The 25456-nt window shown below is 68.2% G+C and carries 23 protein-coding genes; 14 read left to right on the forward strand and 9 right to left on the reverse strand.

Going from position 1 to position 25456, the window contains the following annotated elements; translation table 11 throughout:
• Positions 1–78: 78 nt before the first annotated feature.
• Both OG588_RS22855 and tgmC read left to right on the forward strand, forming a co-directional pair.
• On the forward strand, positions 79–690 hold the full coding sequence (locus OG588_RS22855; RefSeq protein WP_405948934.1) for a hypothetical protein: 612 nt from the start codon (positions 79–81) through the stop codon (positions 688–690).
• On the forward strand, positions 680–1840 hold the full coding sequence (gene tgmC / locus OG588_RS22860; protein WP_405948935.1) for an ATP-grasp peptide maturase system methyltransferase: 1161 nt from the start codon (positions 680–682) through the stop codon (positions 1838–1840). The genes OG588_RS22855 and tgmC overlap by 11 nt, the downstream gene beginning before the upstream one ends.
• Before the next feature lie 20 nt (positions 1841–1860).
• Here the strand turns inward: tgmC and OG588_RS22865 are convergent, their stop codons facing one another.
• Positions 1861–2298 (reverse strand): DUF2000 family protein, encoded by a 438-nt coding sequence (locus OG588_RS22865; RefSeq protein WP_405948936.1) that lies wholly within the window; start codon positions 2296–2298, stop codon positions 1861–1863.
• A gap of 49 nt (positions 2299–2347) precedes the next feature.
• On the opposite strand from OG588_RS22865, the gene OG588_RS22870 reads away from it, so the two are divergent.
• Entirely contained in the window at positions 2348–3172 is an 825-nt protein-coding gene (locus tag OG588_RS22870; protein ID WP_405948937.1) for an AraC family transcriptional regulator, read from the forward strand.
• 9 nt (positions 3173–3181) lie between these two features.
• Positions 3182–3829, forward strand: a complete 648-nt coding sequence (locus OG588_RS22875) for a class I SAM-dependent methyltransferase (RefSeq protein ID WP_405948938.1) — start codon at positions 3182–3184, stop codon at positions 3827–3829.
• Between the two features lie 13 nt (positions 3830–3842).
• On the opposite strand, the gene OG588_RS22880 is transcribed toward OG588_RS22875, so the two are convergent.
• From OG588_RS22880 to OG588_RS22895, 4 genes are all read right to left on the reverse strand, one after another.
• The gene (locus tag OG588_RS22880; RefSeq protein WP_405948939.1) at positions 3843–5498 is read right to left on the reverse strand and encodes a glycosyl hydrolase family 28-related protein; all 1656 of its coding nucleotides are present in this window, start codon (positions 5496–5498) and stop codon (positions 3843–3845) included.
• A 123-nt stretch (positions 5499–5621) separates the two neighbouring features.
• Positions 5622–6143 (reverse strand): YbjN domain-containing protein, encoded by a 522-nt coding sequence (locus OG588_RS22885; protein ID WP_405948940.1) that lies wholly within the window; start codon positions 6141–6143, stop codon positions 5622–5624.
• On the reverse strand, positions 6136–7473 hold the full coding sequence (gene mshA, locus OG588_RS22890) for a D-inositol-3-phosphate glycosyltransferase (RefSeq protein ID WP_266858577.1): 1338 nt from the start codon (positions 7471–7473) through the stop codon (positions 6136–6138). Before mshA ends, OG588_RS22885 begins: the two co-directional genes overlap by 8 nt.
• Positions 7474–7712: 239 nt before the next feature.
• Positions 7713–8237, reverse strand: a complete 525-nt coding sequence (locus OG588_RS22895; RefSeq protein WP_405948941.1) for a hypothetical protein — start codon at positions 8235–8237, stop codon at positions 7713–7715.
• Between the two features lie 138 nt (positions 8238–8375).
• Between OG588_RS22895 and OG588_RS22900 the strand changes: the two genes are divergently transcribed.
• The 3 genes from OG588_RS22900 to OG588_RS22910 all read left to right on the forward strand — a co-directional run bounded on the left by OG588_RS22900 (position 8376) and on the right by OG588_RS22910 (position 12192).
• A complete protein-coding gene (locus OG588_RS22900; protein WP_405948942.1) occupies positions 8376–9188 on the forward strand; it encodes a class I SAM-dependent methyltransferase in 813 nt (270 codons plus the stop codon).
• A gap of 182 nt (positions 9189–9370) precedes the next feature.
• Complete coding sequence (locus OG588_RS22905) at positions 9371–10456, forward strand: NlpC/P60 family protein (RefSeq protein ID WP_405948943.1); 1086 nt, start codon at positions 9371–9373, stop codon at positions 10454–10456.
• Between the two features lie 317 nt (positions 10457–10773).
• Positions 10774–12192 (forward strand): PP2C family protein-serine/threonine phosphatase, encoded by a 1419-nt coding sequence (locus tag OG588_RS22910; RefSeq protein WP_405948944.1) that lies wholly within the window; start codon positions 10774–10776, stop codon positions 12190–12192.
• 32 nt (positions 12193–12224) lie between these two features.
• Here the strand turns inward: OG588_RS22910 and OG588_RS22915 are convergent, their stop codons facing one another.
• The 3 genes from OG588_RS22915 to OG588_RS22925 all read right to left on the reverse strand — a co-directional run bounded on the left by OG588_RS22915 (position 12225) and on the right by OG588_RS22925 (position 13907).
• Positions 12225–12560, reverse strand: coding sequence for a DUF2516 family protein (locus OG588_RS22915; protein WP_078651503.1), 336 nt, complete (start codon positions 12558–12560; stop codon positions 12225–12227).
• Positions 12561–12691: 131 nt separating this feature from the next.
• Positions 12692–13366, reverse strand: coding sequence for a hypothetical protein (locus OG588_RS22920; RefSeq protein ID WP_405948945.1), 675 nt, complete (start codon positions 13364–13366; stop codon positions 12692–12694).
• Between the two features lie 76 nt (positions 13367–13442).
• A complete protein-coding gene (locus tag OG588_RS22925; protein ID WP_405948946.1) occupies positions 13443–13907 on the reverse strand; it encodes a helix-turn-helix domain-containing protein in 465 nt (154 codons plus the stop codon).
• A gap of 215 nt (positions 13908–14122) precedes the next feature.
• Here OG588_RS22925 and OG588_RS22930 point away from each other — a divergent pair, with 215 nt between their 5' ends.
• The 7 genes from OG588_RS22930 to OG588_RS22960 all read left to right on the forward strand — a co-directional run bounded on the left by OG588_RS22930 (position 14123) and on the right by OG588_RS22960 (position 23982).
• Positions 14123–14686 (forward strand): hypothetical protein, encoded by a 564-nt coding sequence (locus OG588_RS22930; RefSeq protein ID WP_405948947.1) that lies wholly within the window; start codon positions 14123–14125, stop codon positions 14684–14686.
• Between the two features lie 183 nt (positions 14687–14869).
• A complete protein-coding gene (locus OG588_RS22935; protein WP_199862772.1) occupies positions 14870–15205 on the forward strand; it encodes a hypothetical protein in 336 nt (111 codons plus the stop codon).
• Between the two features lie 13 nt (positions 15206–15218).
• Positions 15219–18875, forward strand: coding sequence for a hypothetical protein (locus tag OG588_RS22940; RefSeq protein ID WP_405948948.1), 3657 nt, complete (start codon positions 15219–15221; stop codon positions 18873–18875).
• A gap of 195 nt (positions 18876–19070) precedes the next feature.
• On the forward strand, positions 19071–19823 hold the full coding sequence (locus OG588_RS22945) for a TnsA-like heteromeric transposase endonuclease subunit (RefSeq protein WP_405948949.1): 753 nt from the start codon (positions 19071–19073) through the stop codon (positions 19821–19823).
• 44 nt (positions 19824–19867) lie between these two features.
• A complete protein-coding gene (locus tag OG588_RS22950; protein WP_405948950.1) occupies positions 19868–21877 on the forward strand; it encodes a Mu transposase C-terminal domain-containing protein in 2010 nt (669 codons plus the stop codon).
• Positions 21874–22926 (forward strand): AAA family ATPase, encoded by a 1053-nt coding sequence (locus OG588_RS22955; RefSeq protein WP_405948951.1) that lies wholly within the window; start codon positions 21874–21876, stop codon positions 22924–22926. Before OG588_RS22950 ends, OG588_RS22955 begins: the two co-directional genes overlap by 4 nt.
• A 3-nt stretch (positions 22927–22929) precedes the next feature.
• On the forward strand, positions 22930–23982 hold the full coding sequence (locus tag OG588_RS22960; protein ID WP_405948952.1) for a TniQ family protein: 1053 nt from the start codon (positions 22930–22932) through the stop codon (positions 23980–23982).
• A 24-nt stretch (positions 23983–24006) separates the two neighbouring features.
• Here OG588_RS22960 and OG588_RS22965 read toward each other — a convergent pair whose 3' ends face one another.
• Entirely contained in the window at positions 24007–25338 is a 1332-nt protein-coding gene (locus OG588_RS22965) for a hypothetical protein (RefSeq protein ID WP_405948953.1), read from the reverse strand.
• Positions 25339–25456: the final 118 nt, after the last annotated feature.

Here is a 25456-nt window from a genome sequence, read left to right on the forward strand (position 1 = left end):
TTCGGAGTCGAGCAGTCCCGCCACGGTTACACCGGCGCACTGACCGCGCTCCCTGGAGTCCTCTACGTCAACCACCCCGTGCAGAGCGGTGCCGCCGAGAACAAGGTGCTGCAGCTCGCCACCACCGCCCGACTCGGCTTCACACTCCCCGGCACCCTGATCACGAACGTACCGACGGACGCCCGGAAGTTCGCCGCCGACCACGGGACCGTGATCTACAAACCGGTTCACCGCGTGCATCTCGCCTGCGAGGACAGCCGGAACCGGACTGTCTGGGTACGCGCCGTCGAGGCCGACGAGCTCGACGACTCGATCGCACTGTGCCCTCATCTCTTCCAGGCCTGTGTACCGAAGGTCGCAGACGTCCGCGTCGCCGTCGTCGGGGAGGACGCGTTCGCGACCCGGATCGACACCGACGGCGATCATCTCGACTGGCGCCGGGACCAGAGCCTGATCACCTGCTCACCGATCTCCGTCCCCCGTTCCGTCCGCGAGGCGTTACGCGCCTACCTCCACGCGTTCGGGCTCACCTACGGCGCCTTCGATTTCGCCCTCGACCCGGACGGGCGATGGTGGTTCCTCGAATGCAACCCAGCCGGCCAGTGGGCGTTCGTCGACGAGGACACGACCCGTGCCATCGCGAACGCACTCGCCGACACCCTCCAGAAGGGCGCTCCGCATGACCGATGACCTCGCCGCCGTCCTGCGCCACCGACTCGTCGAACAGCTGGTCGCCGACGACGAGTTGCGCGACCCCGAGGTGCGGCGTGCGGCCGAGACGGTCCCCCGCGAGGTTTTCCTCGGCCCTGCGATCTACCAGCCGAGCAGCCCTCCGGGTGTCACGGTCTGGACCCCCACCCGCCGCGACGACACCCCCGTCGACGCGTGGCTGCGCCTCACCTATCAGAACCAGACATGGGTGACACAGCTCGACGGCGTGCTCGCCGAGGAAGCCGTGGGCCCCGTCACCGGAGGGAGCCCGACCTCGTCCTCGACCCTGCCCAGCGTCATCCTCGGAATGATCGAGCAAGCGGGCGTCGCCCGAGGAAAACGCGTGCTGATCATCGGCACCGGAACGGGTCTGTCGACCGCCTACGTCTGCGAGGTGGCCGGCCAGGAGAACGTGACCTCGATCGAGGCCGACGCCGCTGCGGCAGAACGCGCGCGCAGAGCCCTCGCCGAGGCCGACTACACCCCGACGCTCATCACTGCCGACGGCCTGCGCGGCCACCGCGACCGGGCTCCGTACGACATCGTGATCGCGTTCTGCTCGATGCGGTACATCCCCTACGGCCTGCTCCAGCAGATCAAGGCCGGAGGAACCCTCCTCGTCACCCTCGCCGGGTGGGGGTTCGGACACGGCCTCGTTCGCCTCACGGTCGAGGACGACGGCACCGCGGAAGGCCGGTTCCTGCCCGGATACACCTCGTTCATGATCGCCCGTTCCCATGACCGGCCACCGCACGGACCACTCGAACTACTGCCCGGAGACGAACGCCCGAGCGTGATCGACCCCGCCCTGCTCGACGACTGGAGCGGCCGGTTCGTCGCACAGCTCGCCGCGCCCTCCGCCGAACGACTCGGCACCGGAGCCGAACAGATCCTGCTCGACGTGGCCACCGGCTCCCAGGCCCGGACCCGCACAGCGGACAACGGCGAAGGCTGGACTGTCGTCCGGCGCGGACCGCTCGACCTGTGGACCGCGATCGAGAACTCGATCACCCAGTGGCAGAGCCACGGCTCACCGCACGTGTCCAGCTTCAGGATGGCGATCACCCCGCACACGCAAAAGGTCTCGCTCGACGAACCGCACGGTCCGAGCTGGACGCTCCCCATCTAACCCACCGCAAAGGGGCGCCCTCACGGATGCATCCGCGCCCCCTTCACCACCTTGTCCACCCCGTTCCGCGGCCCGTACACGGCCAGCCCCACCACATCCAGCTCAGCCGTGGCAACGGCCCGTACCGCCGCCCGGTTGTCCCGGTCGTTGCCGGTGGTGAAGAGGTCGGACGTGAAGACGGACCGGGGCAGGGCACGGGACAGTGCCCGTCCGTGGGCCGCCACCAGGACCTCCTTCGTGGCCTCGAAGACCATCACCGGCTGCCGGAACATCGGCAGATATCCCACCCCGTCGGCGTCCTCGTACGGCTCCCCGATCACCTCGGGGACCTGTGATCCCAGGCCGCTGACCAGGAACGACGTGACGTTCAGCCGCTGCCAGGGCTCAAGGTCGTCCCGCAGCAGGACGGCGATCTTGGTGTCGAAACGGATCGGTTCAGCAGTGGTATCAGTGCTCATACGTCGAGACTGCCGACCGCCCCACGCCCCCGTCTTGTACGTTCTTTGCATGGCCCCGCAGCACGGCCCGGCCCGCTCCCAGCCGGAAGTCTCCGCCTGGCGCCCCCGCATCCCCGGTGTCGTCGAGGTCTTCCACGCCCACTTCACCGAGTACGCGTACCCGATGCACGTGCACGACGCGTGGACGCTGCTGATCGTGGACGACGGCGCCGTACGGTACGACCTCGACCGGCACGAGCACGGCACCCCGCACGACACGGTGTCGCTGCTGCCGCCGCACGTCCCGCACAACGGCTCCCCCGCCACCCCGCACGGCTTCCGCAAGCGCGTCCTCTATCTCGACGGCACGCATCTCGCGGACGATCTGATCGGTTCCGCCGTCGACCAGCCGGACCTCCGCGACCCCGAACTCCGGTTGCGCGTGGGCCAGTTGCACACCGCGCTCGACCACCCCGGCGACGAACTGGAGGCGGAGAGCCGGCTCACGCTCATCGCCGAACGGCTGCACGCCCACCTGCGGCCGTCCAACAGCCCCACCACCTCGGCCCCCACGCTCGCCCGCGACCTCCGCGAACTCCTCGACGAGAACGTCACCGAAGGCATCGCCCTCGACGAGGCCGCCCGGCTCGTGCACGCCCATCCCGCCCATCTGGTACGGGCGTTCAGCGGGGCGTACGGCATCGCACCGCACCAGTACCTGATGTCCCGCCGCGTCGACCGCGCCCGCCGGCTCCTCCTCGACGGCCGCCCGCCGGGCGAGGTCGCCGCGGTGACCGGGTTCTACGACCAGTCCCATCTCACCCGGCATTTCCGGAAGTTGGTGGGGGTCACACCGGGGCGTTATTCACGCGACAGTGATCGACGCCGTAGCTAGATTCCGCGCATGGACTGGCACCAATGGCACGACGCCTACGATTCCCCCGACTCCTACCTCAGCCATCGCCTGGCCCTCATCCAGGAGCGCATCCGCCTCGCCCTCGACACCGCCCCGCCGGGCCCGCTCACCGCGATCAGCATCTGCGCCGGACAGGGCCGTGACCTGATCGGCGTGCTGGCCGAGCATCCCCGAGGTCCCGAAGTCCGCGCCCGGCTGGTCGAGTTGGACGAGCGGAACGTGGACGTCGCGACACGGGCGGCCCGCGCCGCTGGCCTCACCGGGGTCGAAGTCGTCCCCGGAGACGCCGCGTTGACGGACCAGTACGCCGAACTCGCCCCCGCCGACCTCGTCCTGGTGTGCGGCCTCCTCGGCAACATCTCCGACGCCGATGTCGAGCGCGTCCTCGACCACTGCACCGCGCTGTGCCGGACGGGCGGCACCCTCGTCTGGACCCGCAGCCGCGACCTCGCCCCCGACCTCGTCCCCCAGGTCTGCGCCTGGCTGGAGGAGCGCGGCTTCGAGCGCCTGTGGGTGTCGGACCCCTCGATCCCCCAGTCCGTCGGCGCCCACCGCTTCACCGGCGAACCCCGCCAACTCCCCACCGCCACCCGCATGTTCGACTTCATCGGCTACGACGTCCTGCGGCGCGCATGAACTCACGCGTGAGTCACAGCTCGCGCTGCGCCTCGTACAGATTCCGCGGCCGTACGACCCCCGTCGTGCCGTAGAGCTCCAGCCGCGCGTGCAGATCACCGGCAAAGTCGGGGACGTCGATCTGGTCGAACTCGGTGACCGTGTCGAGGCCCACCGTGGCGCTGTACGGGGCGAGTTGGTCGATCTTCATCAGGCCCGCGCGGCCGTTCGTGACGCGGATGTTCCAGTGGGTGAAGCGGGCGCCGAACAGCGGACCGGCGTTCGCGTCACCGCCGTGGCGGCCGTCGTTGTCGACCGTGATGTCGGTGCGGACGTTGGCGAAGGGCAGGCCGCGGTGGCTGTCGAAGGTGCCCATGCGCATGTCGCCGCGCGACCAGACGTTGTACGACGACAGGCCCTCGACGTTGATGCCGTGGAGCTGGGTGTTGGCGGGGGCCGGGACCGTGCGCTCCTCGATCGTGAAGTCCTCGATGAGGTTGTCGTGCGAACCCTCGCGGCAGAAGTAGGGGTGGTGGGAGCCGCGGCCCGCCACCGTCGTACCGCGCAGCGTGCACGCCGACGCCGCCACCAGGCCGAAGCCGTTGTCCACATGACGGACCGTCACGTCGTCCAGCCAGCAGTCGTAGGCGCACTGGAGGACGACGCCGTTGTAGCCCTTGTCGAGGAGGTGCGGTTGTTGCGGGGTCTCCATCGCCTCCAGGGTCAGGCCTTCCACCCCCGAACCCGTCAACTCCTCCACGTGCGTGGTGAATTGGGGGTTCCACTCGGGGCGGAGGTCGAGGGGCAGGGGGCGTTCGAGAGTCACCTTGCGGCCGTGGACGTGGGCGATGCGGACGGGCCATTCGTAGGGGACGTACGACAGGAGCTTCGTCTTGTCGTCCCAGTAGTACGCCTCGGGGCCGGGGCCGCCGCCCGCCATGTGCTGGAGGAGGGTGTGGGCGGTGTCGTCGGTCAGGCGGAGCAACACCAGTTCGCCCGGCTTGAGTTGAGAGGCGTCCGCCACCGTCACCGTCCACGCGCCCTGCCGGGCCGGTTCGACGGTCGTCAACTGGCACCATTCGTCACGCTTGTTGCCGGTCCAGCCCTCGAAGGGCCAGGCCTTCGCGCGGATCGCGGCGACCAGTGAGTCCCAACGAGCGCTCGGGGCAAGCCAGATGAGGCCGCCGGCCCAGGACCAGGACGACTTGTCGCCGCCGTAACGGGAGCCGTAGACGCCGATCAGTTCGGTGAGGTTCTTGGTCGCGTAGAGCTTCGTACGGTCGCTGCCGGCGCCCCTGACCACCACGTTCGAGTGGCCTACGCGGATCACGTCGTCGATGCGGAAGGTGCCGGGCGGGATGAGAACCGTGCCACCGCCGGCCCGACCGGCAGCGGCGATGGCACGGTTGATCGCGGGGGCGGAGTCGGCCGTGCCGTCCGCGACGGCGCCGTAGCGACGGACGTCGAGGACGAGGGGGTGGCCTCCCCTGTGCCGGGTGCGGCAGCCCGCCCTGCCGATGTACGGGATCTGCGGGTGGGTGAAGGGGGTGCGGGTGAACTCCCGCCAGAGGGACGGGACTTGGGCGGTGGTGGCCGCTCTTGCCGTTCCGGTCGCCGCGCCCAGCGCCACGGCTGTCGCGGTGCCGAGCAGGGTTCGTCTGGTGAAGCGGGTGGGGTGGGGGTTGCTCATGTCCGTACGCCCTCCATGCGGCTCTTCATGGATGTGAACGACGTTCATATCTGCGTCAGCCGTGAGCATGCCACGGAGCCGGGAAGCTGCGGAAGATGCCGAACAGAGGTAAGTCGGCCGGGATCAGTCAGTCGGCTGGGTCGGCCGCTGGGTCAGATTCGTGAACGCGTCGAGATTCCGCGTCGACTCCCCGCGCGACACCCGCCACGCGTACTCCTTGCGGATCGCGGAGGCGAAGCCCAGTTCCAGCAGGGTGTTGAAGCTGCCGTCGGCGGCCTCCAGGACCTGGCCGAGGAGGCGGTCGATCTCGGTCTCGGTGACGGCGGACAGCGGCAGCCGGCCGGTGACGTACACGTCGCCGAGCTGGTCGACGGCGTAACTCACGCCGTACAGCTTGAGGTTGCGCTCCAGGAGCCAGCGGTGGACGCCGGTCTCGTTCTCGTCGGGGTGGCGGATGACGAAGGCGTTGAGCGAGAGGGAGTGGCGGCCGACGAGGAGGGAGAGGGTCGTCGACAGCTTGCGGGTGCCGGGGAGTTTGACGACGAACGTGCCGAACTCCGGGCTCTCCCAGTCGAGTTCGGCACCCTTGAGGAAACCCTCGATGACCTGCGCCGCCCGGTCCTGATCCGCCGCTGCCTCACCCATGGTGCGAGCGTACGTGACGGCGGTGGGCCTGTGCCGCGGCCGCGTACACGTCGGCCGTGGCCGCGGCGGCCGTGTCCCAGCCGAAGCACTGCGCGTGCCGGGCGGCGGCCTCGCCCATGCGGGGCGCGAGGTGCGGGTCGTCGGCGAGGGTGCGCAGCACGTGCGCGTAGGCGACGGGGTCGTGGCCCTGCACCAGGAAGCCGGTCTCGCCGTCGCGGACGGCGACCGGGAGGCCGCCGACCGAGGCCGCGAGCACCGGCGTACCGGCCGCCTGCGCCTCTATGGCGACCAGCCCGAAGGACTCGCTGTACGACGGCATGACCAGCACGGACGCGGCCCGGAACCAGTCCGCGAGCTGCTCCTGCCCGACCGGCGGGCAGAACCGTACGACATCCGCGATGCCCAGCCGCGCGGCGAGCTTCTGCAGGCCCTCGGGCTTGGCGAGGCCGCTGCCGCTGGGGCCGCCGACGACGGGCACGACGATGTTCGAGCGCAGCTCGGGCCGCTCGTCGAGCAGCACGGCCACCGCGCGCAGCAGCACGTCCGGCGCCTTCAGGGGCTGGATGCGGCCCGCGAAGAGCGGGATCAGGGCGTCCTGCGGGAGGCCGAGGCGGGCGCGGGCGGCGGCGCGGCCGTCCGCCGGGCGGAAGCGTTCGAGATTGACGCCCGGGTGCACCACGGCGACCTTGGCGGGGTCGGCCGCATAGTGCCGTACGAGTTCGTCGGCCTCCTCCGCCGTGTTGGCGATGAGGCGGTCGGCGGCGGAGACGATCTGGGTCTCGCCGATGACGCGGGCGGCGGGTTCGGGGGTGTCGCCGTCGGCCAGGCTGGCGTTCTTGACCTTGGCCATGGTGTGCATGGCGTGCACGAGGGGCACGCCCCAGCGCTGGGCGGCGAGCCAGCCGACGTGGCCGGAGAGCCAGTAGTGCGAGTGGACGAGGTCGTAGTACCCGGGGCGGTGGCCGGCCCACGCCTGCATCACTCCGTGCGTGAACGCGCAGAGCTGGGCGGGGAGTTCCTCCTTGGCGAGACCTTCGTACGGCCCCGCGTCGACGTGCCGGACGAGCACGCCGGGCGCCAGCTCGACGGTCGGGGGGAGGGCGGCGGCGGTCGCGCGCGTGAAGATCTCCACCTCGATGTTGATCGCGGCGAGGCGCTGCGCGAGCTCCACGATGTAGACGTTCATGCCGCCGGCGTCGCCGGTGCCGGGCTGGTGCAGCGGTGACGTGTGCACGGAGAGCATGGCCACCCGGCGAGGCTTGCGGTGCAGCCGCAGCCGCGCGGACGAGGCCGCGGAACGCCGCCCGAGCCTGCTGCCGTACTGGCTCACGTGGCGTTCCTCCTCGCTGCGGGCATGCCTGAGGGAGGGCGTGCGGGTCCCTCCAAGGACGCCAACATCGGGAGGCCGGATTCTCATTCCGGCGCATGGGGATTTTACCCAGCCATTGCCCGCGGTCGCTCAACCGTTCGATGGGACGGTGCGTTGACCTCCTTCCGTACGTCCACTCCCGTCCGGCGGTGCGCCGGCTCCCGTCTGCCGGTCAGCGTCTGCTGGTCAACGTCTGCCGGTCAGCCCACCGGCGACGTCGCGAAGGCGTGCCAGTTCGCGGCCGTGCGGCCGGTCTGCTTGAGCAGGCGGGCCGGTTCGGGCGCGGCGGGCCATATCTGGAGCAGGTACCGGTCGTCGGTCGGCGGCTCGTCGTCCTCCCGGACGTCCTTGCTGCGGCCCGCGTCCATACCGATGGCGGAGTACCGCACGCGGTAGTCACGCTCCTCCAGCTCCAGCTCCCACCGGTTCTTCCCGTTCCACTGCCGCAGCGCCGTCTCCTTCGACACCGGCCGGAACGGGACCTCGACGATCTCCTCCCACGTCTCGTCCAGCTCGGGCCGGCTGTCGTGCAGCTCGGCGGTGAAGTCGACGCCGCCGATGCGCAGACCGGTCAGAAGTAACAGCATCCCCGCCTGCCCGCCCCCGCAGAGCCCGACGCCCTCCTGCCCGGCGAAGGCATCGTGCAGGTCGCAGTCGTCCTCGCCGCTCTCCACGAATATCTGGCCGTAGTCGACCTGCACTTCGTCGCTGACAAGCACCTTCATCGGTCCCGCCTCCCCCTCGGTCGACTTGATCTCCGATCCTGCCAGGCGGCACTGACAACGGGACGGGAGAAGGCCGAGGACAGCCACGGCCGATGCCCGTGCGGCGCCCCTCGTCCCGCGCCGCCTACCCTCGTAGGCATGACAGCCCGCGCCACGACCCGCCCCGTAGGAACGGTGACGCGCGGCACCACCAACCCCAACCGGCTGCGTCGCATGGACCGCTGGATCGCCGCGACGCACGGCGCCGAGCTGCGGCGGGCCGTCGACCCCGTCGCCGTCGACCTCGGCTACGGCGCCGCCCCCTGGACGGCCGTAGAACTGCTGGCGCGCCTCCGTACCGTCGCCCCGCACGCGCGCGTGGTCGGTGTCGAGATCGAACCGGCGCGGGTCGCGGCGGCGAAACCGTACGAGCGGGAGGGGCTCGCGTTCCGGCACGGGGGGTTCGAGATCCCGGTGCCGCAGCGGCCGTCGCTGATCCGCGCGGCGAACGTGCTGCGGCAGTACGACGAGGCGCGGGTCGCCGAGGTGTGGGCGCGGCTGTGCGGGCGGCTCGCGCCGGCGGGCGAGGGCTCCCGGGGCGGGCTGCTCGTCGAGGGGACCTGTGACGAGATCGGACGGCGGCACGTGTGGGTCGCGCTCGGGCCCGAGGGGCCGCGCACGGTGACCTTCGCGACGCGGCTCGGTTCCCTGGAGCGGCCGTCCGACCTCGCCGAACGCCTCCCGAAGGCCCTCATCCACCGCAACGTTCCCGGCGAACCGGTGCACACCTTCCTCCGCGACTTCGACCGCGCGTGGGCCGCCGCCGCGCCCTACGCCTCCTACGGCGCCCGCCAACGCTGGATCCGCGCGGTGCGGGACCTCACCGCCGACTGGCCGGTGACGGACGGACCGGCGCGCTGGCGGCAGGGCGAAGTGACCGTGGCCTGGGGGGCGTTGGCCCCACGCGGGTGAATCCCGGTGCGGGTGTCGGCTGCGGGGAACGATCTCCGGCGGCCGTTCGTCACATCCCATGACCTGGAAGGAAAGGAGAGAGGTACAGGAAGTACTGCCTCTGTCGTTTTCTGTACGGACATGGCACGATCCCCCAGGCGTCCGTAAGTTACTGACGGTCAATCAGATGTGGGGGCAGGGGTATGGGAGCGGGCAGGCGAGCCCTGATCACGACGGCCATCACGGTCGTCTGCGCGGTCACCGTACTCGCGGCACCCGGAACCGCGTTCGCGAGCCCCACACCGACCCCTTCAGCGACCCCGTCCGCGTCCGCATCCTCAACTCCCGTGACCAACAAGGACCTTGAGGCCGTACGCGAGAAGCTCGACGCTCTCTACCACGACGCCGCCGTCGCCACGGACGCCTACAACGCGGCCGAGGAGCAGACGCAGAAGCAGTCCGCGGAGATCGTCGAGCTGGCCAAGAAGATCGTCAAGGGCCAGGAGAAGCTGGACGAGTTGAAGGACCGCGCGGGCGCCGCGGCCCGCTCCCAGTACCGCACGAACGGGCTCCCGGACGAGGCGCAGTTGCTGCTGAGCGACAACCCGCAGGCGTTCCTGGACGGTACCGGCCGGGTGCTCCAGGGCCAGCGCGCCACCAAGGGCCTGATCTCCGATCTGACGCGCACCCAGCAGGACTTGAAGCAGTACACCGCCGACGCCTCCGCCCAGTGGGCGCAGTTGGAGAAGAACCGCCAGGCCAAGGCCGCCGCCAAGAAGAAGGTCACGACCCAGATCGCGGCGGCCGAGAAGCTCGAGTCCCAGCTGGAGAAGCAGGAGAAGGCACGGCTCGCCGAGCTGGAGCGGCAGGCCGCGCTGAAGGCACAGACGACATGGCTCGACTCCGGTGTCCTCAAGGACGTCGACACCAAGGCCTCCGCGGCGGGCAAGGCGGCCGTGGCCTACGCCACCGCCGCCCTCGGCAAGCCGTACGTATGGGGCGCAGAGGGCCCGTCGTCGTACGACTGCTCGGGGCTGACCTCGCAGGCCTGGGCGAGCGCCGGCGACCCGATCCCGCGCACCTCGCAGGAACAGTGGAAGCAGCTGAAGCACATCGCCGTGAAGGACATGCGCCCCGGCGACCTCATCATCTACTTCGACGACGCCAGCCATGTCGCGATGTACATCGGCGACGGCGCGATCATCCACGCCCCGCGACCTGGGCGGACGGTGACGGTCGCGGGGGCGGGCTCGATGAAGATACTGGGCGTTGTGCGCCCGGATGCGTGATGCGCCCACCCTGCTTGTTCAGCCCGCTTGCCCATCGTGCTGCGTGAGGCGTCCGTACGGCACCGGTGACCCGGGCCACGTGACCTGGCACACGCTCCCTCGGCGCCAAACGCCCGCCCGGCGTGACCTTCGTCATCCCCAGGTGGGGGCCGCCGTGCCCAACTGCGGTACAGAACACGGCATATGACAGTGGCCGCCTGCCAGGCGACCTGCCTCACACCATTCCTTTACGGCGCCCACTACCGCTATGGTCCCGGTCGGTGGGTCGAGGTCCCTCGCCCCGCCGTGCCCTCGGGGGGAGGGAAGGAACCAGGACGATGCCCGCACCCATACCGCGGCAGAGAGCGATCCCGGCCGCGGAAAGCGGTCAGGCGCAGACCGGGCCCACGATCGGCGGCCCCTCCGGAGACAGTTCCGGAGCCGTGGAGGCCCCACGCACGCAGGACACGGTCACCGACGACACGGTCACCGACGCCAAGGCCGACAGCGGCGACGGCACGGTCGACGCCGCACCCAGCGCTGCCCACACCCAGGCCCCTGTCCACGGCACCCCGACCGGTCACCTCACCCTGCTGATGATCGAGGACGACCCCGGCGGCTCCCCCGTCGTGCCCGAGCTGCTCGACCCGACCGGCAAACCGATCCGGGTCCGCACCGCCCGCAACCTCACCGAGGCCGAGCGGCTGCTCACCGACGACGTCCACTGCATCCTGCTGGACCTCGCGCTGCCCGCCCCCGGCCGCGCCGCCGACGGCACCGACGACGAGCTGGCCGTACTCAAGCACGTGCTGCGGATCGCGCCGCACCACGCCGTCCTCGCCCTCACCGCGTCCGGCGACACCGAGCGCGGCGCCGAGGCGGTCCGCGTGGGCGCCCAGGACTATCTCTTCCGCGACGAGCTGGACGGCCGGCTGCTGAGCCGCGCGATCTGCTACGCGGTGGCGCGGAAACGTTCCGACCGCGCGGAGCGCAAGCTCACCGAGTCCAAACTCCGCGCCCAGGAGAACGCCCGCCTCGAACGCGGCCTGCTGCCCACCCCCCTCCTGGAGGGCTCCCCGCTGCACTTCGCCGCCCGCTACCGCCCCGGCCGCTCCCGCGCGCTGCTCGGCGGCGACTTCTACGACACCGTGCGCACCCCCGACGGCACCGTGCACGCGATGATCGGCGACGTCTGCGGCCACGGCCCCGACGAGGCCGCGCTCGGTGTGGAACTCCGCATCGCCTGGCGCGCGTTGACCCTGGCGGGCCTCTGCGGCGACCAGCTCCTCGGCACGCTGCAACAGGTCCTGGAGCACGAGCGCTCCGACGACGAGATCTTCGCGACGCTCTGCACGGTCGACATCGCCCCCGACGGCCGCCGCGCGGGCCTGTGCCTGGCCGGCCACCCGTCCCCGCTGCTGGCCCGCCCCGGCCGCCCCGCCGAACTCCTCCCCTACGACAACAACGGCCCCGCCCTCGGCCTGCTCCCCGGCGCCCGCTGGCCGCGGATGCAGGTGGAACTGGGCGCGGAGTGGAGCCTGATGCTCTACACCGACGGCCTGATCGAGGGCCGGATCGGGGAGGGCCGCCGCGAACGGCTCGGCCAGGACGGCATGGTGGCGATGGTCCGCCGCCAGCTCGCCGAGGGCCTACGCGGCGAGGAACTGCTCCGCGCGGCGGTCAACGAGGTCCGCGACCTCAACGGCGGTGAGCTGACGGACGACGTGGCGGTGGTGATGCTGGACCGGACGCCGTGACGCCGTAACCCCAGCTTCTCGGCCTGAGTGCTTCAGCGGCCGCCGTTGTACGGGCCGTAGGGGCCGTCGCTGCTGGAGCCGCCTCTGCGGCTGCGGCCGCCGCCGGGGAGGCCGCGGAGGGCCGGGCGTACGTCGACCATGTACACGATCGTCGCGACGAGGCCGATGATCGGCAGGAACGACAGGATGTTGAAGATGAGGTTCACCACGAAGGCGAGCCCCAGGACGATCAGCCAGAACGGCTTGGTCTTCTTGTCCGCCGCGCGATAGGCGTCCTCGCGACGCGTGGCGGCGTCGACCAGCGCGAAGCCACTGAAAACGATCAGGGCGGTACTCAACAGCCACATGAACCCTGTGAAGCCCTGCATCAGCACTACGTCCACCACCCGAATCGACTCGTCCGTACGCGGTCACCGTACCCGCAACCCGATTCCCGCTACCCGAAGAACGGGCCGGGCACTCGTGGAGTGCCCGACCCGTTACTGATCACCCGTTCGTGTTACTTCGCGGGCGGAGTCGTCTTCTTGGCGGTGGTCTTGCGGGCCGCCGGGGCCTTCTTCGCGACGGGCTTCTTCGCCGGGGCGGCCGGGGCCGGGGTCTCGGCCTTCACCACGACGGGCTCGGACACGGGCGCGACGGGCGCGGGGTCGGGCTCGACCGCGACGGCGAGCTCCTCGATCTCGTCGGCGGCCTCGCCACGCCAGGTCTTCACGGCCTGCTCGCCGTGCTCGGCGACCTTCTCGTACGCCTCGCGGGCCTTGACGGCGTACTCGGCGGCGACGCCGACACCGCGCAGCGCGAAGTCCTGGGCGGACTCGCCGAACTTCTTCAGGTCGGCGTCGAACGTGCTGCTGAGCTTCTTGAGGTCACCGTCGAGGCTGGTGATGAACTCGTTGACCTTGGTCTGGAGGGTCTCCTGCGCCTCCTTGGCCTTGGCGCCGGCTTCCTTGGCCTTGGCACCGGCCTCCTTGGCACGGGCGGCGGCCTTCTCCTGCACGGCCTTCGGGTCGGTGCCGCGCACGGCGTCGATCCGGGCCGGCGCCTCGGCACGCAGCTGCTCGACCAGGCCGGGAACCTTCTTGGCCTGCTGGAGCGCGAGGTCGGCGGTGCCGGCGGCGAAGTAGAGGGGGGTGGGGTCGCTCAGGGTCTTGCGCAGGTCATCGGTGATGGCCATGGTGATGGTCCTCCCGGTTGCTATCAGCTGAGGGTTGTGTGGCGTACATCCGCTTTATGTTGTTACGTCCCGCTGGTCAGCCGGCGGTCTCGTGCGGCGCGGCACCGTCGCCGCCGTCGCCGCCGACATCGACCACGCTGGGGATACTGCTACTGCTGCTACCGCTACTGCCCTCGCCCCCGTCGGCGATCTCGAACCCGTTCTCCTTGCGGAAGGACTCGTAGATCTGAAGCAGCACCTGCTTCTGCCGTTCGGTGAGCGTGGGATCGGCGAGGATGACGGCACGCGTCTCGACCTCGTCCCGGTCCCGCTCGGCGTCGAGGATGCCGGCGCGCACGTACAGCGTCTCGGCGGAGATCCGCAGCGCCTTGGCGACCTGCTGCAACACCTCCGCGCTCGGCTTGCGCAGCCCGCGCTCGATCTGGCTCAGATACGGATTCGACACCCCGGCGGCATCGGCGAGCTGCCGCAGAGACAGCTGCGCGTTGCGCCGCTGCTCACGCAGATACTCACCGAGATTGCCGACGTTGAGCGTTGCCATGCCCCTACCTTGCATCACCTCCGCTAACTATTGCAAGCACCTGCTTGCAAAAGTGCGCCATGCCACTCGTCGTGAGGGGTTTCGCGGAAGGAACCGTTGTCGATTCCCAGCGAAGGTGACCAGACCCTCTGGATCTGATCAGCAATGTGAGCAAGTTCCGCCAAAGCTGAGAGATGACACCCAAGGACCCCTTGAACCCTGGCTACGCTCTCGCCATGAGCGCAGACGAACAGGCGAGACGCGAGGAGTTCGAGCGTCGACAGAAGATCGAATCCGCTGCGTACCACGACATGATCACGCTTGTCGGGCGGGCGGCGCAGGCTAGCTCCCTGGTGGAACTTCACCTCCGCCAGCTCATGACCGCGCTGCTAGATTCCAAATACGCGGAGTTGGTCGCGGCTGGCCTCAGCGCAAGCGATCTCATTGAGACCTGCACCGTCCTGCTCAAGGTGAACAAGGAGATTAACGACGACCAGAGAACCGAAGGATTGGCGCTGCTGTCAGGCCTGAGGGACCTCCTTAATGCGCGAAACCACCTCGTGCACGGCATCATCGCGACCATGCGTGGCGATACCGATAGTGGCGAAACGGCCCCCGAGCCCGTGATCCAGACCATGGCTTTGGTCAGCAAGAGGCGCAAGCCCGATACGCTTCTCACCATCACCAAAGACGAGGCAGAGAAGACGATCGAGGACCTCCGCGAACGTGGAACGGGCATCCTGCAATGGCTCGGCGCGACTCTCCCCGCCCAGCTTCGTCGGAACCAAGTCACCAGCTGACGTTTCATCCCAGAGGCTGTTTGTAAGTACCCCCATCACTGTGCACCGTCGGCGATGCCGCGCATGCCGTGTGAGGAGCCCGGAACCATGAGGGACGCAGAGCGCGTTCCTTGTAGACGAAGATGTGGCGAGACCGTACGGATGGGCGGGTCGCCGTTCTGGCGGCCCAGTGGGAGGACCGGCATGACGCAGGGGCGGAAGATCACGGTCATCGTGCTGGCGGCGGTAGGGATTGTCTCCACGCCGCTGATCTGGCTGCTAAACAACCCCGACGCGGGAGCGCTGGCCGGCGCCTCCATCCAAGCCGCCGTCGGCATCGTGGCCCTGGTTTGGGCCCTGTTGCAGCACCCGTCCCCGGCTGGCCCCACAGACAAGGCCAGCCGAACCGGGAAGGCCACCGGCGGCGGCGTCACCGGTATCAGACGACCGGGTGGCCGGGGGCGCGGCGCGGCCACAGCCGAGCGTACGGGAGAGGCCAGCGGCACGGACTCCGTCTCTGGCATCGACTACTCGAACTAGGACCCGCGCACCCATGGCGAAAGCATCATCAGGCAAAGCGCGGGACGAGGCGCCCGAGCCATCGGTAACCGTGGCGGACACCGGCAACGCCCAGGCCACGAGCGGAGGCACGGCCGTGACTGGTTACCGCGGTCCGGCCCCGGTAACCGACGACACTCCTCATGCCCCCGTACACCTGTCCTACACCGGGCAAGCAACTGCCAGCGGGGGCGGAATCGCCAACACCGGCTACATGCACATTGACACGCTGGTACAGGGGACCGCGGAGCCGGATCCCTGGATGAAATCTGACGACTACCTCCGCCAGGTGAACAAGGGCTCGGTCTACACGCACCGTTGGCGACTCGTCGGACGCACGCCGACAATGGCCAGCCTCGTACCGTTCGCCAGGAACGAGCAAGGACGCGTCGCGCTCCTCGTCGGCCGGGGCGGAGCCGGGAAGACGAAGATCGTGACGGCCCTGTGTGAAGCAATGGGCGACGCAGAGCCCACTGTCGAAGTACGGGTGCTCGGCCCTGGTTCCTCCATCGGCCCGGGCGCGTTCAGGGAACTGCCGAGCACCGGCAAGCTGCTGGTGATCGTCGACGATGCACACGACGACACCCTCCCTCTGGAAAAGATCGTCTCCGGGGTCCGCAGCGTCAACACGTCCGCCAATGTGCTGCTCTCCCTGCGGCCCTACGGCATGATCCATGCCCGCCGCGCGCTTGCCCGGGCTGGCCTGCACGTGAGCGAGGCCACTGTGGTCGAGATCGGGGACCTGGAGTTCGACGACGCACTCTCCCTGGCCAGCGAGATTCTGGATGAAGCAGTACGGCTCCACGCACCGAGGCTCGCCGCAGCGGCACGGGACTGTCCGCTGCTGATCGTCACCGGCGCGGCGCTGATCAACAGCGGCGCTGTGGATCCGCAGAGATTCGAAGGCGACGAGCAACTCCACTTGGAACTTACGGACCGGCTTGCTGAAGCTCTGACCGCCGACCCGGCTTCCGGCCAGGTACCCCAGGAACTGCTCTCCGCCCTCGCCGCGTTCCAGCCTGTGCGCCTCGCGGAACCGGAGGTCCGCACATCGCTGGAAGCCCTGACCAGGTTGCCGTACGATCTCTGCGCGCAGCACCTGGCGACCCTTGAGGATGCCGGGGTGGCGCTGAGCCACGGCACCGCAGTGCGCTTGGTGCCGGACCTGTTGGGCGACGCCCTGCTCATCAAGGCGGCGCGGCACTCAGGCACGGGCCTCCCCACGGGCTACCTCGCCAGAGCCATGGAAGCCAGCCAGGGCAGCGCGCTGGCCAACCTGGTGGTGAACACCGGCCGTGTGGACTGGCAACAGCAGCAACAGGGCACCGGCACCGACGGACTAATCGAGCCCCTGTGGGAGCAGATCACGGGAGCGTTCCGCGCCGCGGACACACGGGGGCGGGTGAGCCTACTGGAGGTCGTGGCGAAGCTCGCTTTCTTCCAACCACGACGCGCCCTCGACCTAGCCACGTGGGCCGTAGACAACCCCTGCGATCCCGTCACGGCAGAAGTCGGGCCCGGATTCACCCACACGTGGACTGACACAGAAGTGCGCTACGCCCTGGCCCCTGTACTCCAAGCCATCGTCCATCATCTGGAGTTCCTGCCGCAGGCGGCCACCCTTCTTTGGAATCTAGGGCGCGACGACCAACGCGGCCTGCCTCAACACCCCTCGCACCCCCTGCGGATTCTCGCGGAACGGGCCGATTACACCCGCTGGGGCCCCACCAAGTATCAGGAGATACTCATCAGCCAGGTCGAGCGCTGGCTGACCCGTACACCCGCCACTCCGTCCGTCCACCAGCCACTGAGCGTGCTCGCCCCATTGCTGGCCATAGATGGCCACGATGAGGTGTGGACACCCGCCACCTGGACCCTGACCTTCCGCCCCTACGTGCTACCCCCCACCAGGGAAGTCCTGGACATGCGAGGCGCGGTGCTGGATCTGGCGTTCGAGGAGCTGGGACACCCGCAACTCGAACGAGCCTCGGAGGCCCGCTCGTTGATCGGCAAGGCCCTCAGCCTGCCACTTGGCGGTTTCGGCTTGACGGTGACAGACGCCATGCGGCAGCCGTGGATCCCGCACCTCGCAAGCACCGTCGATCGGCTGCACCAATACATCGTCCAGCACACCCTGCCGCCGGCGATCCTGGTCGCCGTGCGCACCGAGTTGCGCTGGCTCGCACAGTACGGACCCGACGGCCTTCGCCGCCCCGCTGAGGACCTGTTGAGCGCGATTCCCACCTCGCTGGACAACGAACTCGCCCGAGCGCTGCATGGCGGACCTGCCGACCCTGCGGTTTACTCCGACATCTCGGATTGGCGCGTCGCGCAAGACTCTCTGTTCAGAGAAGTGATGGCCACTCTCGCCGACTGGACAGACGATACGATCGCCGCGCGTGTCGATGCCTTGCTCAGCGAGAACGACAGAGTCTTCGACACGGACATCGGACGGGCCCGGCCATTCATCTTGACGCTGGTCACCCACCGCCCGCCCGTCGGCGAAGCCATCTGCGAACAGGCCATGGCCGCGCCCGAGAGTTCGTTGACGTCCCTGGCGTCGGTCGCTCTCGCGGCGATGGGGCATGCCGCCGGCGACCGCGCGGTCCACTGGGGTCGGACGCTCATGGGCTCGGGGAACACCGAACTGACCCGCGAAGTGGCACACGCCTTCGGTATCCAGCGCGGTCGCGGCGATCTACTGGATGGTGAGGGGGACCTGCTCCGGGAACTCGCTGCCCACGAGGACAACGTCGCGCGAAGGGCCGTTCTCGGGGCCGTGCACGCCATCGCCGCGCAGCACAAGGACTTGGCCGTCGAACTGCTCACCGCATCGCTCGCCGTAGAGAGGGAGGACTTCGCCGCGTTCGCCCTGGCTGTAGCAGGTCCCCCGTACAGTCAGTTGTCCTGGTCGGATCTCTCCAAGGATCAGCAGAGGGCATTCCTCGCCGCCTTGGCCGCGGCACCGTCCATCAACGGCTACAAGATCGGCCAGTTCCTCGCAGAACTCGCCCGCACCGACCCCCTCGCCGTCATCGAACTACTCGAAGCCAGGGTGGAAAGCCCACTACACCAAGTGACAGGCATGCACTCCCCCCTGCCCTTCCGCTGGGACGTGACACCGCCGTTCCGCGATCACGACGACTTCCCACACCTGCTGCGACAGATTCGCGACTGGATCGCCGCCGACCCGGAGTCCATCCGCAGGCGCTACCTGGGAGTCCACATCTTTGAGCTTGTAGCTGGGCCCTACGACGGTCGAGTCACTGACGTGATCGACGAGTATCTCGATGGCAGCGACCCAGTGAAGATCAAAGTCGCCGCGACGATGCTGTCCAAGGCCCCTCGGACGCTCGTTTGGGACGTCGGGTTCGTACGCCGCTGCCTGCGTGCCGCGGACCGCCATGGAGACGCCAGCCTGAGGAGAATGAGGGGCGCTCTTTACAACGCCAGCAACAGCGGAATGCGCTCCGGGACACCCGGCCAGCCCTACCCTGAGGATGTCGAGGAACACGCGAAGGCCACTGAGCTGGCTGACGGATGTGCCAAGGGGAGCGTCGAGGAACAGTTCTACCGCGACCTCGCGGACTCCGCCCTGGAGCGTATTCAGGACGTGAAAGACGAGCTTCCTCCGGACGGCCGCGACTGGTGAGGGGCATCGGGTCGTCGCGGCTCTACCAGCCCAGCTTCGGGGACAGGCCACCAGCTGACGCTTTATCCCCCAGAAGCCGAGCGGCCTCACTGCCACAGCGCTGAGCTGGCCGACGTGCTCCGGATGTTCACTCGGATGATGGGGTTTGGTGCCGTTCGGTCCTCTCAGTCCCTATGAAACTGCACAGTGGCCGCCATGAGGCTGCGTGTGCTGGAAGGGGCGACGCCGTCGCGAGTGGACGGTTTCGAGGTCGGGTGGCGGGATGACAAGGGTGAGCATCGGCGGCCATTGGCTGATGCAGTCTCGGTGGAGTTCGAGACGGGGTTGCCGGTGCGCGGGTTCCCCTCATATCGGGGGCAGCGGCACTTCCCGGGCTTGTACTGGGCCGTGACGACCAGCGGGCACGTGGGGTTCGAGTCATGGCTGGAGCGGGATCACGCGATGCTGCTCGACTTCACGCCTCAGGTCACGGGGCTGCTGTCGCAGCCGCTGTGGCTGTTCTGGGAAGACGAGCGGGGCAAGCGGATCTCGCACGCTCCGGACTACTTCGCTCGGTTCGAGGACGGGCGGGGGCTGGTGGTCGACTGCCGACCGCTGGATCGGATCGACGCACGGTCGGCGGCCAAGTTCGCGGCGGCACGGACAGCGTGCGAGGCGGTGGGGTGGGGCTACAGGGTTGTCGGAGATGTGGATCCGGTGCGGATGGTGAACGTCCGCTGGTTGGCGGGATACCGGCATCCACGGTACGGGGCGGATGAGGGAGTCGTGACCCGGTTGTTGGCACTGTTTTCGGTGCCGTCGCCGCTGGTTGTACAGACTGCATTGCTCGGTGATCCGATCGCGGTGTTGCCGACCGTGTTCCATCTGCTCTGGCTGGGGCGGCTGACAGCGGATCTGTCGCGGCCTCTTTCGGATGCCACGCTGGTATCTCGGCCAGAGGCCCTGTGAACGGGCACCCAGGGCCACGGGCGGCGTTGAGGGTCGGCGATCGGGTGCACCTGGATGACCGACTGCACACGGTCGTCGGCCTGTCCGGGACGACGGTGCGGCTCCTCGACGAAGCAGGGGCGACGAGCCTGGTGTTGTTGTCGCATCTACTGACCTCGGAAGGCTTTGAACTCATCGGCCAGGCTGCCGATCAGGGGCGTATGCCGCCGTTCGCACTGTTGGACATCGTGCCGGCGCGGGAAGCGGAGAAGGCGGCGGCCTGGGAACGGCATGTGACCGAGGTGGAGTTCGGCAAGCCTCTGGACGCGGATCCCACGATCCCGCCGCGTCATGAATACGACCCGGCCTGCCACACGATGGAGGAGCGGGTGGCGGCCAAAGTGGCGGAACTGCGTGCTATCGGCTGGCAGGCGAGTACGGGAACCGTTCAGCGGATGCGTAGGCGCTACCGCGAGCAGGGGCTGTGGGGGCTGGTCGATCACCGAAAGACTCGGCTGTCTTCGCCGACGGGGCGGGCCGATGACCGGGTTGTGTCCGCCATCGCGGAGATCTTGGCCGCGACGACGAACGAGTCCACCGGCACCCGCGGCCGACTGCGTCGGCGAGTGGAGGCGCTGCTGGCTGAGCGCCACGGCCCGGGAACGGTGGCGATGCCGTCGAAGTCGGCGTTCTACCGGCTCGTCGAGGCGATGAGCGAGGGCACGCATGCCTTCGGCGAGGCTACGTCCCGCAGGTCAGCGGCTCGCCGCCCGCAAGGAGCGTTCACCCCTTCCTCGGCCTGCCGCCCCGGCGAGATGGTGCAGATCGACACGACACCGCTGGACGTGCTGGTGGTCCTGGAGGACGGGGTGAGCGGACGCCCAGAACTCACGATTGCCGTCGACGTAGCAACCAGGACGATCTGTGCTGCGGTGCTGCGACCAGCAGGTACCAAAGCCGTAGACGCCGCCCTGCTACTGGCCAAGATGCTGGTCCCGGAGCCTCTGCGGCCCGGCTGGTCGGACGCGCTGGCAATGTCGACGACGCTTATTCCCCATCGGAGGCTGTTGGAGATCGACGCGCGCCTGGAGCAAGCGGCCGCCAAGCCGGTGATCGTGCCAGAGAGTATCGGCATCGATCACGGGAAAGTGTTCGTCTCCAACACCTTCCTGACCGCCTGCCGGTCGCTGGGCGTCTCCGTCCAGCCGTCCCGCCCTGCGACCCCGACTGACAAGGGAATCGTTGAGCGGACGTTCTCCTCGATCAACACGCTGTTCTGTCAGCACATCCCTGGCTACACCGGTTCGAACACGACCCGCCGGGGAGCCGAGGTCGAGGCCGTCTGGATGCTCGCGGAACTGGACGACCTGCTGCAGGAATGGATCGTGGCCTGCTGGCAGCAGCGGCCACACGAAGGACTGCGCAGTCCGTTCTTACCGGGCCGATCGATGTCTCCCAACGACGCATATGCCCTGCTGGTCTCCCGCACCGGCTACCTGCCGATGCCGCTGAGCGGCCGCGACTACCTGGAGCTGCTGCCGGCACTCTGGCGTTCGGTCAACGACTACGGCATCCGCATCGACCACCGCACGTACAACTGCCCCGGACTGAACCCGCTGCGGCGCCGCTCCTCGGGGGTGACGGCCAAGGGTGGGCTCTGGGAGGTCCACTACGACCCCTACGACCTGTCCCAGATCTGGGTACGCGACGCGCGTACGGGAGAGTGGATCACTGTTCCGTGGACACACCGGCACCTGGTCTCCGCGCCGTTCGCGGACTTCACCTGGCGCCGGGCCCGGGACCTGCTCGCGATGCGGGGCCAGGACGACACCAGCCAAGCCGCCGTGGCCGCCGCGGTCGACCAGTTGCTGACGCGGGCAGAAAGCGGGCCGGACCACCGAATCGCGGCCCGCACCCGCGCCGCCCTGGAGCCCGCTCGGTCCGTCCCTGCGCTGCCGCAGGCACCGGCTCCGGAAGACGCCGAGGACGAGGACGAAACCACCGTCCTGGAGCAGCCGTCGAACGTCATTCCCTTCGGCGTCTTCGACGCCTTCACCGACGGGAGCCGCCTGTGAGCGAGGCTCCGCCACAGGACATCGCCAACCCGCAGATGTCACTGACCACGAAGGAAGGCTGGCGGGCGTTCGTCGACGAGAATCCGGATCCCCCGCCGTCGATCCCGTCCGGCACCGTCCTGGACGAGGGCGAGCTGGAGTCCTACAGGGAAGCACGGATCGACTACCACACACGATCAGTCATCGTGAACACCCCCACGATCCGTGGCGTTGTCACCACAGGCCGCAAACGCATCGTGCTCAACCGGCACCAGGTCTCCGCCCGCCGCGGCCTGATCGTGTCCGGATCAGCCGGCACCGGCAAGACCACAGCAATCACCCAGTTGGGCAAGAACGTTGAACAGATCACCCGGCGCCGCAACCCCGCTGCTGTCGGCGGACTGCCAGTCGTCTTCGTCACCGTTCCCCCGGCCGCCACCCCGAAGATGCTCGCAGGCGAGTTCGCCCGATTCCTCGGTGTCCCGCTGGAGCACCGCATGAGCCAGGTCCAGATCACCAACGCCGTCTGTGACCTGCTCGGCAAGCTCGGCACCACGCTCGTCTTGGTCGACGAGATCCACAACCTCGACTTGACGACCCGCCACGGAGCCGAGGCATCCGATCAACTGAAGTACCTCTCGGAACGGATCGCGGCCACCTTCGTACTTGCTGGTCTCGACGTCGAGACCAGCAGCCTGTTCCAGGGCACCCGCGGACAGCAGATCGCCGGCCGCTACACGGTCATCCCCTCCCGGCCCTTCGGCCACAAGAACCGCACGGACAAGGAGAGCTGGCAGGCCCTGGTGGTGACCATGGAGGACTCCCTACGACTACACGCCCATCGTCCCGGCACCTTGGTCGCCATGACCGATTACCTCCACGAGCGCACCGGCGGGCTGATCGGCAGCCTTTCCCAGCTCATCCGAGAAGCCGCAGTCGATGCCATCGACACCGGTACAGAAAAGATCACCAAGCGCATGCTCGACGAGATCGAGCTCGACCACGCCGTCCAGCAGTCGCAGCCTGATCACCGCCGCGCCAAGCGTGCCCGCAGACAGAGGGCGGCCTGAGCGATGGAGCCCTGGGAAGCCCCTGTCCGACTCCTGCCACTTCCTCTGCCACCAGTTCACGGGGAGGTCTTCGGCTGGTATCTGCACCGCCTCGCCGCCGCCAACCAAGTGACGCCGGGCCAACTGGCCAAAACTCTGACACCGTTCAAAAACGCGCAGGTCGGAAAGCGGACGGACACACTATGGCGCTGGACTCCGACGGTGCTGCCACGGCTGGCCACAATGACGGGCCTTACGCACGAGACCCTCCGGATGCTGCTACCGGCGATCGCCCGGATTGAGGCGCGCACCGCTGGTGAGGTCGTCCGCTACCGTCGGCGTCTCTACGTCGCCTGCTCACACTGCATGCACCGCCGCGGGATCACCAGGCCCGTCCTCGCCCATCGCCCGACCGATCTCCAGCTCTGCCGCCGACACGGCATCTGGGTAGACGGCAACCGCCACTACCGCGTCGGCCACCTCCCAGAGCTCGTTACCGCTGAGCACCGACACCGACGGATCGCCCGCCGCTTCCCCGACACCCTGGAAGCAGCGACGAGGGAAGCGCAGCACTTGGTCCGCTCCTGGCTCCTGAACAAGAACCAACCTCACCTGCTCTCACGCTGGAACGACCGCCTCGCCCAGCTCCCTCCCAAGGAAGCCATCTACGGGAACATCATCAGGCGACGCGTCGATGAGCGGGAGTACATCGCCACCTATCCAGAATTCGTCACGATGCTGGGCATGGTGGCCGATCCTGCTTGGCGGGCACGACGGGCGCCTCGCCGATGGGCGAACCTCAGCCAGCAACGGCACACGATCAACGCCACCTACGCAGAGGCCGAGCACAGGCTCAACGTCCCGACACTCCGCGAAAAGCTTCACTCCTGGACCTTCTCCAACGACGCGCTCTTCCGCTGGACCGACCCTTTGGGGAGATCACTGATGCTGGTGATAACGCCGGACGATCACGACGCCTTTCAGGAATCGTCGGGCGAGTCCCAACCAGCGTCCAGACGCCCTACGCAAGCCGAGTCTCCAGAACCCGCCGCTGATCGCGCCGCACGGGACGCCTGACGCAGAAACCCAAGATCCGGCTGATCAGGCCCAGGGCACGTTAGCCACGTCGCCCACCCAGCCACGGATTCGTGTGAGGTCCCTGTAACTGCCGTTGTACCCAAGTGATTTCAGAATCAGCAGCACTAGGTAATGGCGAGCGAGGAGCCATGCGTCCCTTGTCAAGCCGTCCAATCGATAAACCGGCTCCTGCGACTCTTGCGGATGCACCAGTCGATTCCTGACCCAGGTCACGACATCAGCCCCGTCAATGTCCTTGTTCTCGTTCACCTTTACATCAGCGGCATACTGTGCAGCCGCCGACAGGAGGTGAGGGTTGATGTCGACGGGGATTTGAGCGCTCAGCAGCACCTTGCGCAGCAAATCATGGGCCGGGCGTTGCTTGTACTGCTGCTTGGTCAAAACGCCGTTGAGGACGAGACTCTCCCACATGATGTGTTCCAGGCCTGCTGTACCCATGATGATCCGAGGCTCGACAAAGTCACGACTCCGCATGGCGGAGATGGCGTACATCATCTGAAAGCGCAGCGGCACGAGTCGGTCAGGGTCAGCAAAGGCGTCGATCACAAGGCTCAAGAAGTCGCCCAGCGATTGGTGATCTTGGTCGTACCACCAACCATCACTGCTCCTGCGCGCCGGGTCACAGTGGGAGGCTCCCCACTGTTCCCACGCCACGCGACCGCCGCTGTCCTCGCCGACTGACAGCATGGGAGCAGCCCATCGGCCGAGCGCGAACGAGACCCCGACGTGCAACGCTGTCAGCACGGAATCTACCTCGTCGGCTGTAAAGAGCGAGCCGTCGGTACGACGCACCTCCATTACGTGCGTCATCACGTACACATCAGTCTTGTGGAGATCGCCCCAAACCCTCTGGTAGTCGGGGCGAACATCGAGCGTGATCTCCCAGCCGCTCGATTGATGCACCCAACGGCCTGACCACTCCTGCTCTCCGTCTGCCGTCTTCGCCACCAGCCCCAGCGGGCCATGCCAATTGGGCAGGTTGAACCAATGAACCACGAGTCGAGTCAATGGGGCCCCGGGGTTCCCGAACGAGGCCCCGTTCGACCATCCTCCGTCGATGTTCCGTGGCACCCCAGGCATGATCATGTCGCCCATCGGACGATAGAGAGTCAGGGCAACCTCGTCGCGGTTCGCGAAGTCCGGCGATGCCCCATCTCCGACCTTCCACTCAAAGTTGAAGCCGTTTGCACAGATCAACTCGACGCGGCCAGGAACGTCGGTTGCTCCTAGCCCGCCGATCGGGCCGTCGTGCAGAAGGACGGCCTGGCTCGGCTCGTTGTACGGATAGATCGGCGCAAGTGGTTGGCCCGCTACGGGCATGTTCGTCGTGGCCACACAGCCACCGTAGTGATGCAGCATCCGACCGCGCCTGGATTTTGAAGCGGTTTCTCGGGAGACCTACTTACTTTGAATGAGTGATGCCGTCGTCATGGTGCGGATGGGGACATCAGGC

The sequence above is a fragment of the Streptomyces prunicolor genome (genome assembly GCF_045162825.1).
Lineage (GTDB): Bacteria > Actinomycetota > Actinomycetes > Streptomycetales > Streptomycetaceae > Streptomyces > Streptomyces prunicolor.

Excerpts from the sequence above, each read along its gene's own strand:
- tgmC (WP_405948935.1), top strand. The coding sequence starts at position 680 with ATGACCGATGACCTCGCCGCCGTCCTGCGCCACCGACTCGTCGAACAG.
- OG588_RS22865 (WP_405948936.1), bottom strand. The coding sequence starts at position 2,298 with ATGAGCACTGATACCACTGCTGAACCGATCCGTTTCGACACCAAGATC.
- OG588_RS22870 (WP_405948937.1), top strand. The coding sequence starts at position 2,348 with ATGGCCCCGCAGCACGGCCCGGCCCGCTCCCAGCCGGAAGTCTCCGCC.
- OG588_RS22875 (WP_405948938.1), top strand. The coding sequence starts at position 3,182 with ATGGACTGGCACCAATGGCACGACGCCTACGATTCCCCCGACTCCTAC.
- OG588_RS22880 (WP_405948939.1), bottom strand. The coding sequence starts at position 5,498 with ATGAGCAACCCCCACCCCACCCGCTTCACCAGACGAACCCTGCTCGGC.
- OG588_RS22885 (WP_405948940.1), bottom strand. The coding sequence starts at position 6,143 with ATGGGTGAGGCAGCGGCGGATCAGGACCGGGCGGCGCAGGTCATCGAG.
- OG588_RS22895 (WP_405948941.1), bottom strand. The coding sequence starts at position 8,237 with ATGAAGGTGCTTGTCAGCGACGAAGTGCAGGTCGACTACGGCCAGATA.
- OG588_RS22900 (WP_405948942.1), top strand. The coding sequence starts at position 8,376 with ATGACAGCCCGCGCCACGACCCGCCCCGTAGGAACGGTGACGCGCGGC.
- OG588_RS22905 (WP_405948943.1), top strand. The coding sequence starts at position 9,371 with ATGGGAGCGGGCAGGCGAGCCCTGATCACGACGGCCATCACGGTCGTC.
- OG588_RS22910 (WP_405948944.1), top strand. The coding sequence starts at position 10,774 with ATGCCCGCACCCATACCGCGGCAGAGAGCGATCCCGGCCGCGGAAAGC.
- OG588_RS22915 (WP_078651503.1), bottom strand. The coding sequence starts at position 12,560 with ATGCAGGGCTTCACAGGGTTCATGTGGCTGTTGAGTACCGCCCTGATC.
- OG588_RS22920 (WP_405948945.1), bottom strand. The coding sequence starts at position 13,366 with ATGGCCATCACCGATGACCTGCGCAAGACCCTGAGCGACCCCACCCCC.
- OG588_RS22925 (WP_405948946.1), bottom strand. The coding sequence starts at position 13,907 with ATGGCAACGCTCAACGTCGGCAATCTCGGTGAGTATCTGCGTGAGCAG.
- OG588_RS22930 (WP_405948947.1), top strand. The coding sequence starts at position 14,123 with ATGAGCGCAGACGAACAGGCGAGACGCGAGGAGTTCGAGCGTCGACAG.
- OG588_RS22935 (WP_199862772.1), top strand. The coding sequence starts at position 14,870 with ATGACGCAGGGGCGGAAGATCACGGTCATCGTGCTGGCGGCGGTAGGG.
- OG588_RS22940 (WP_405948948.1), top strand. The coding sequence starts at position 15,219 with ATGGCGAAAGCATCATCAGGCAAAGCGCGGGACGAGGCGCCCGAGCCA.
- OG588_RS22945 (WP_405948949.1), top strand. The coding sequence starts at position 19,071 with ATGAGGCTGCGTGTGCTGGAAGGGGCGACGCCGTCGCGAGTGGACGGT.
- OG588_RS22960 (WP_405948952.1), top strand. The coding sequence starts at position 22,930 with ATGGAGCCCTGGGAAGCCCCTGTCCGACTCCTGCCACTTCCTCTGCCA.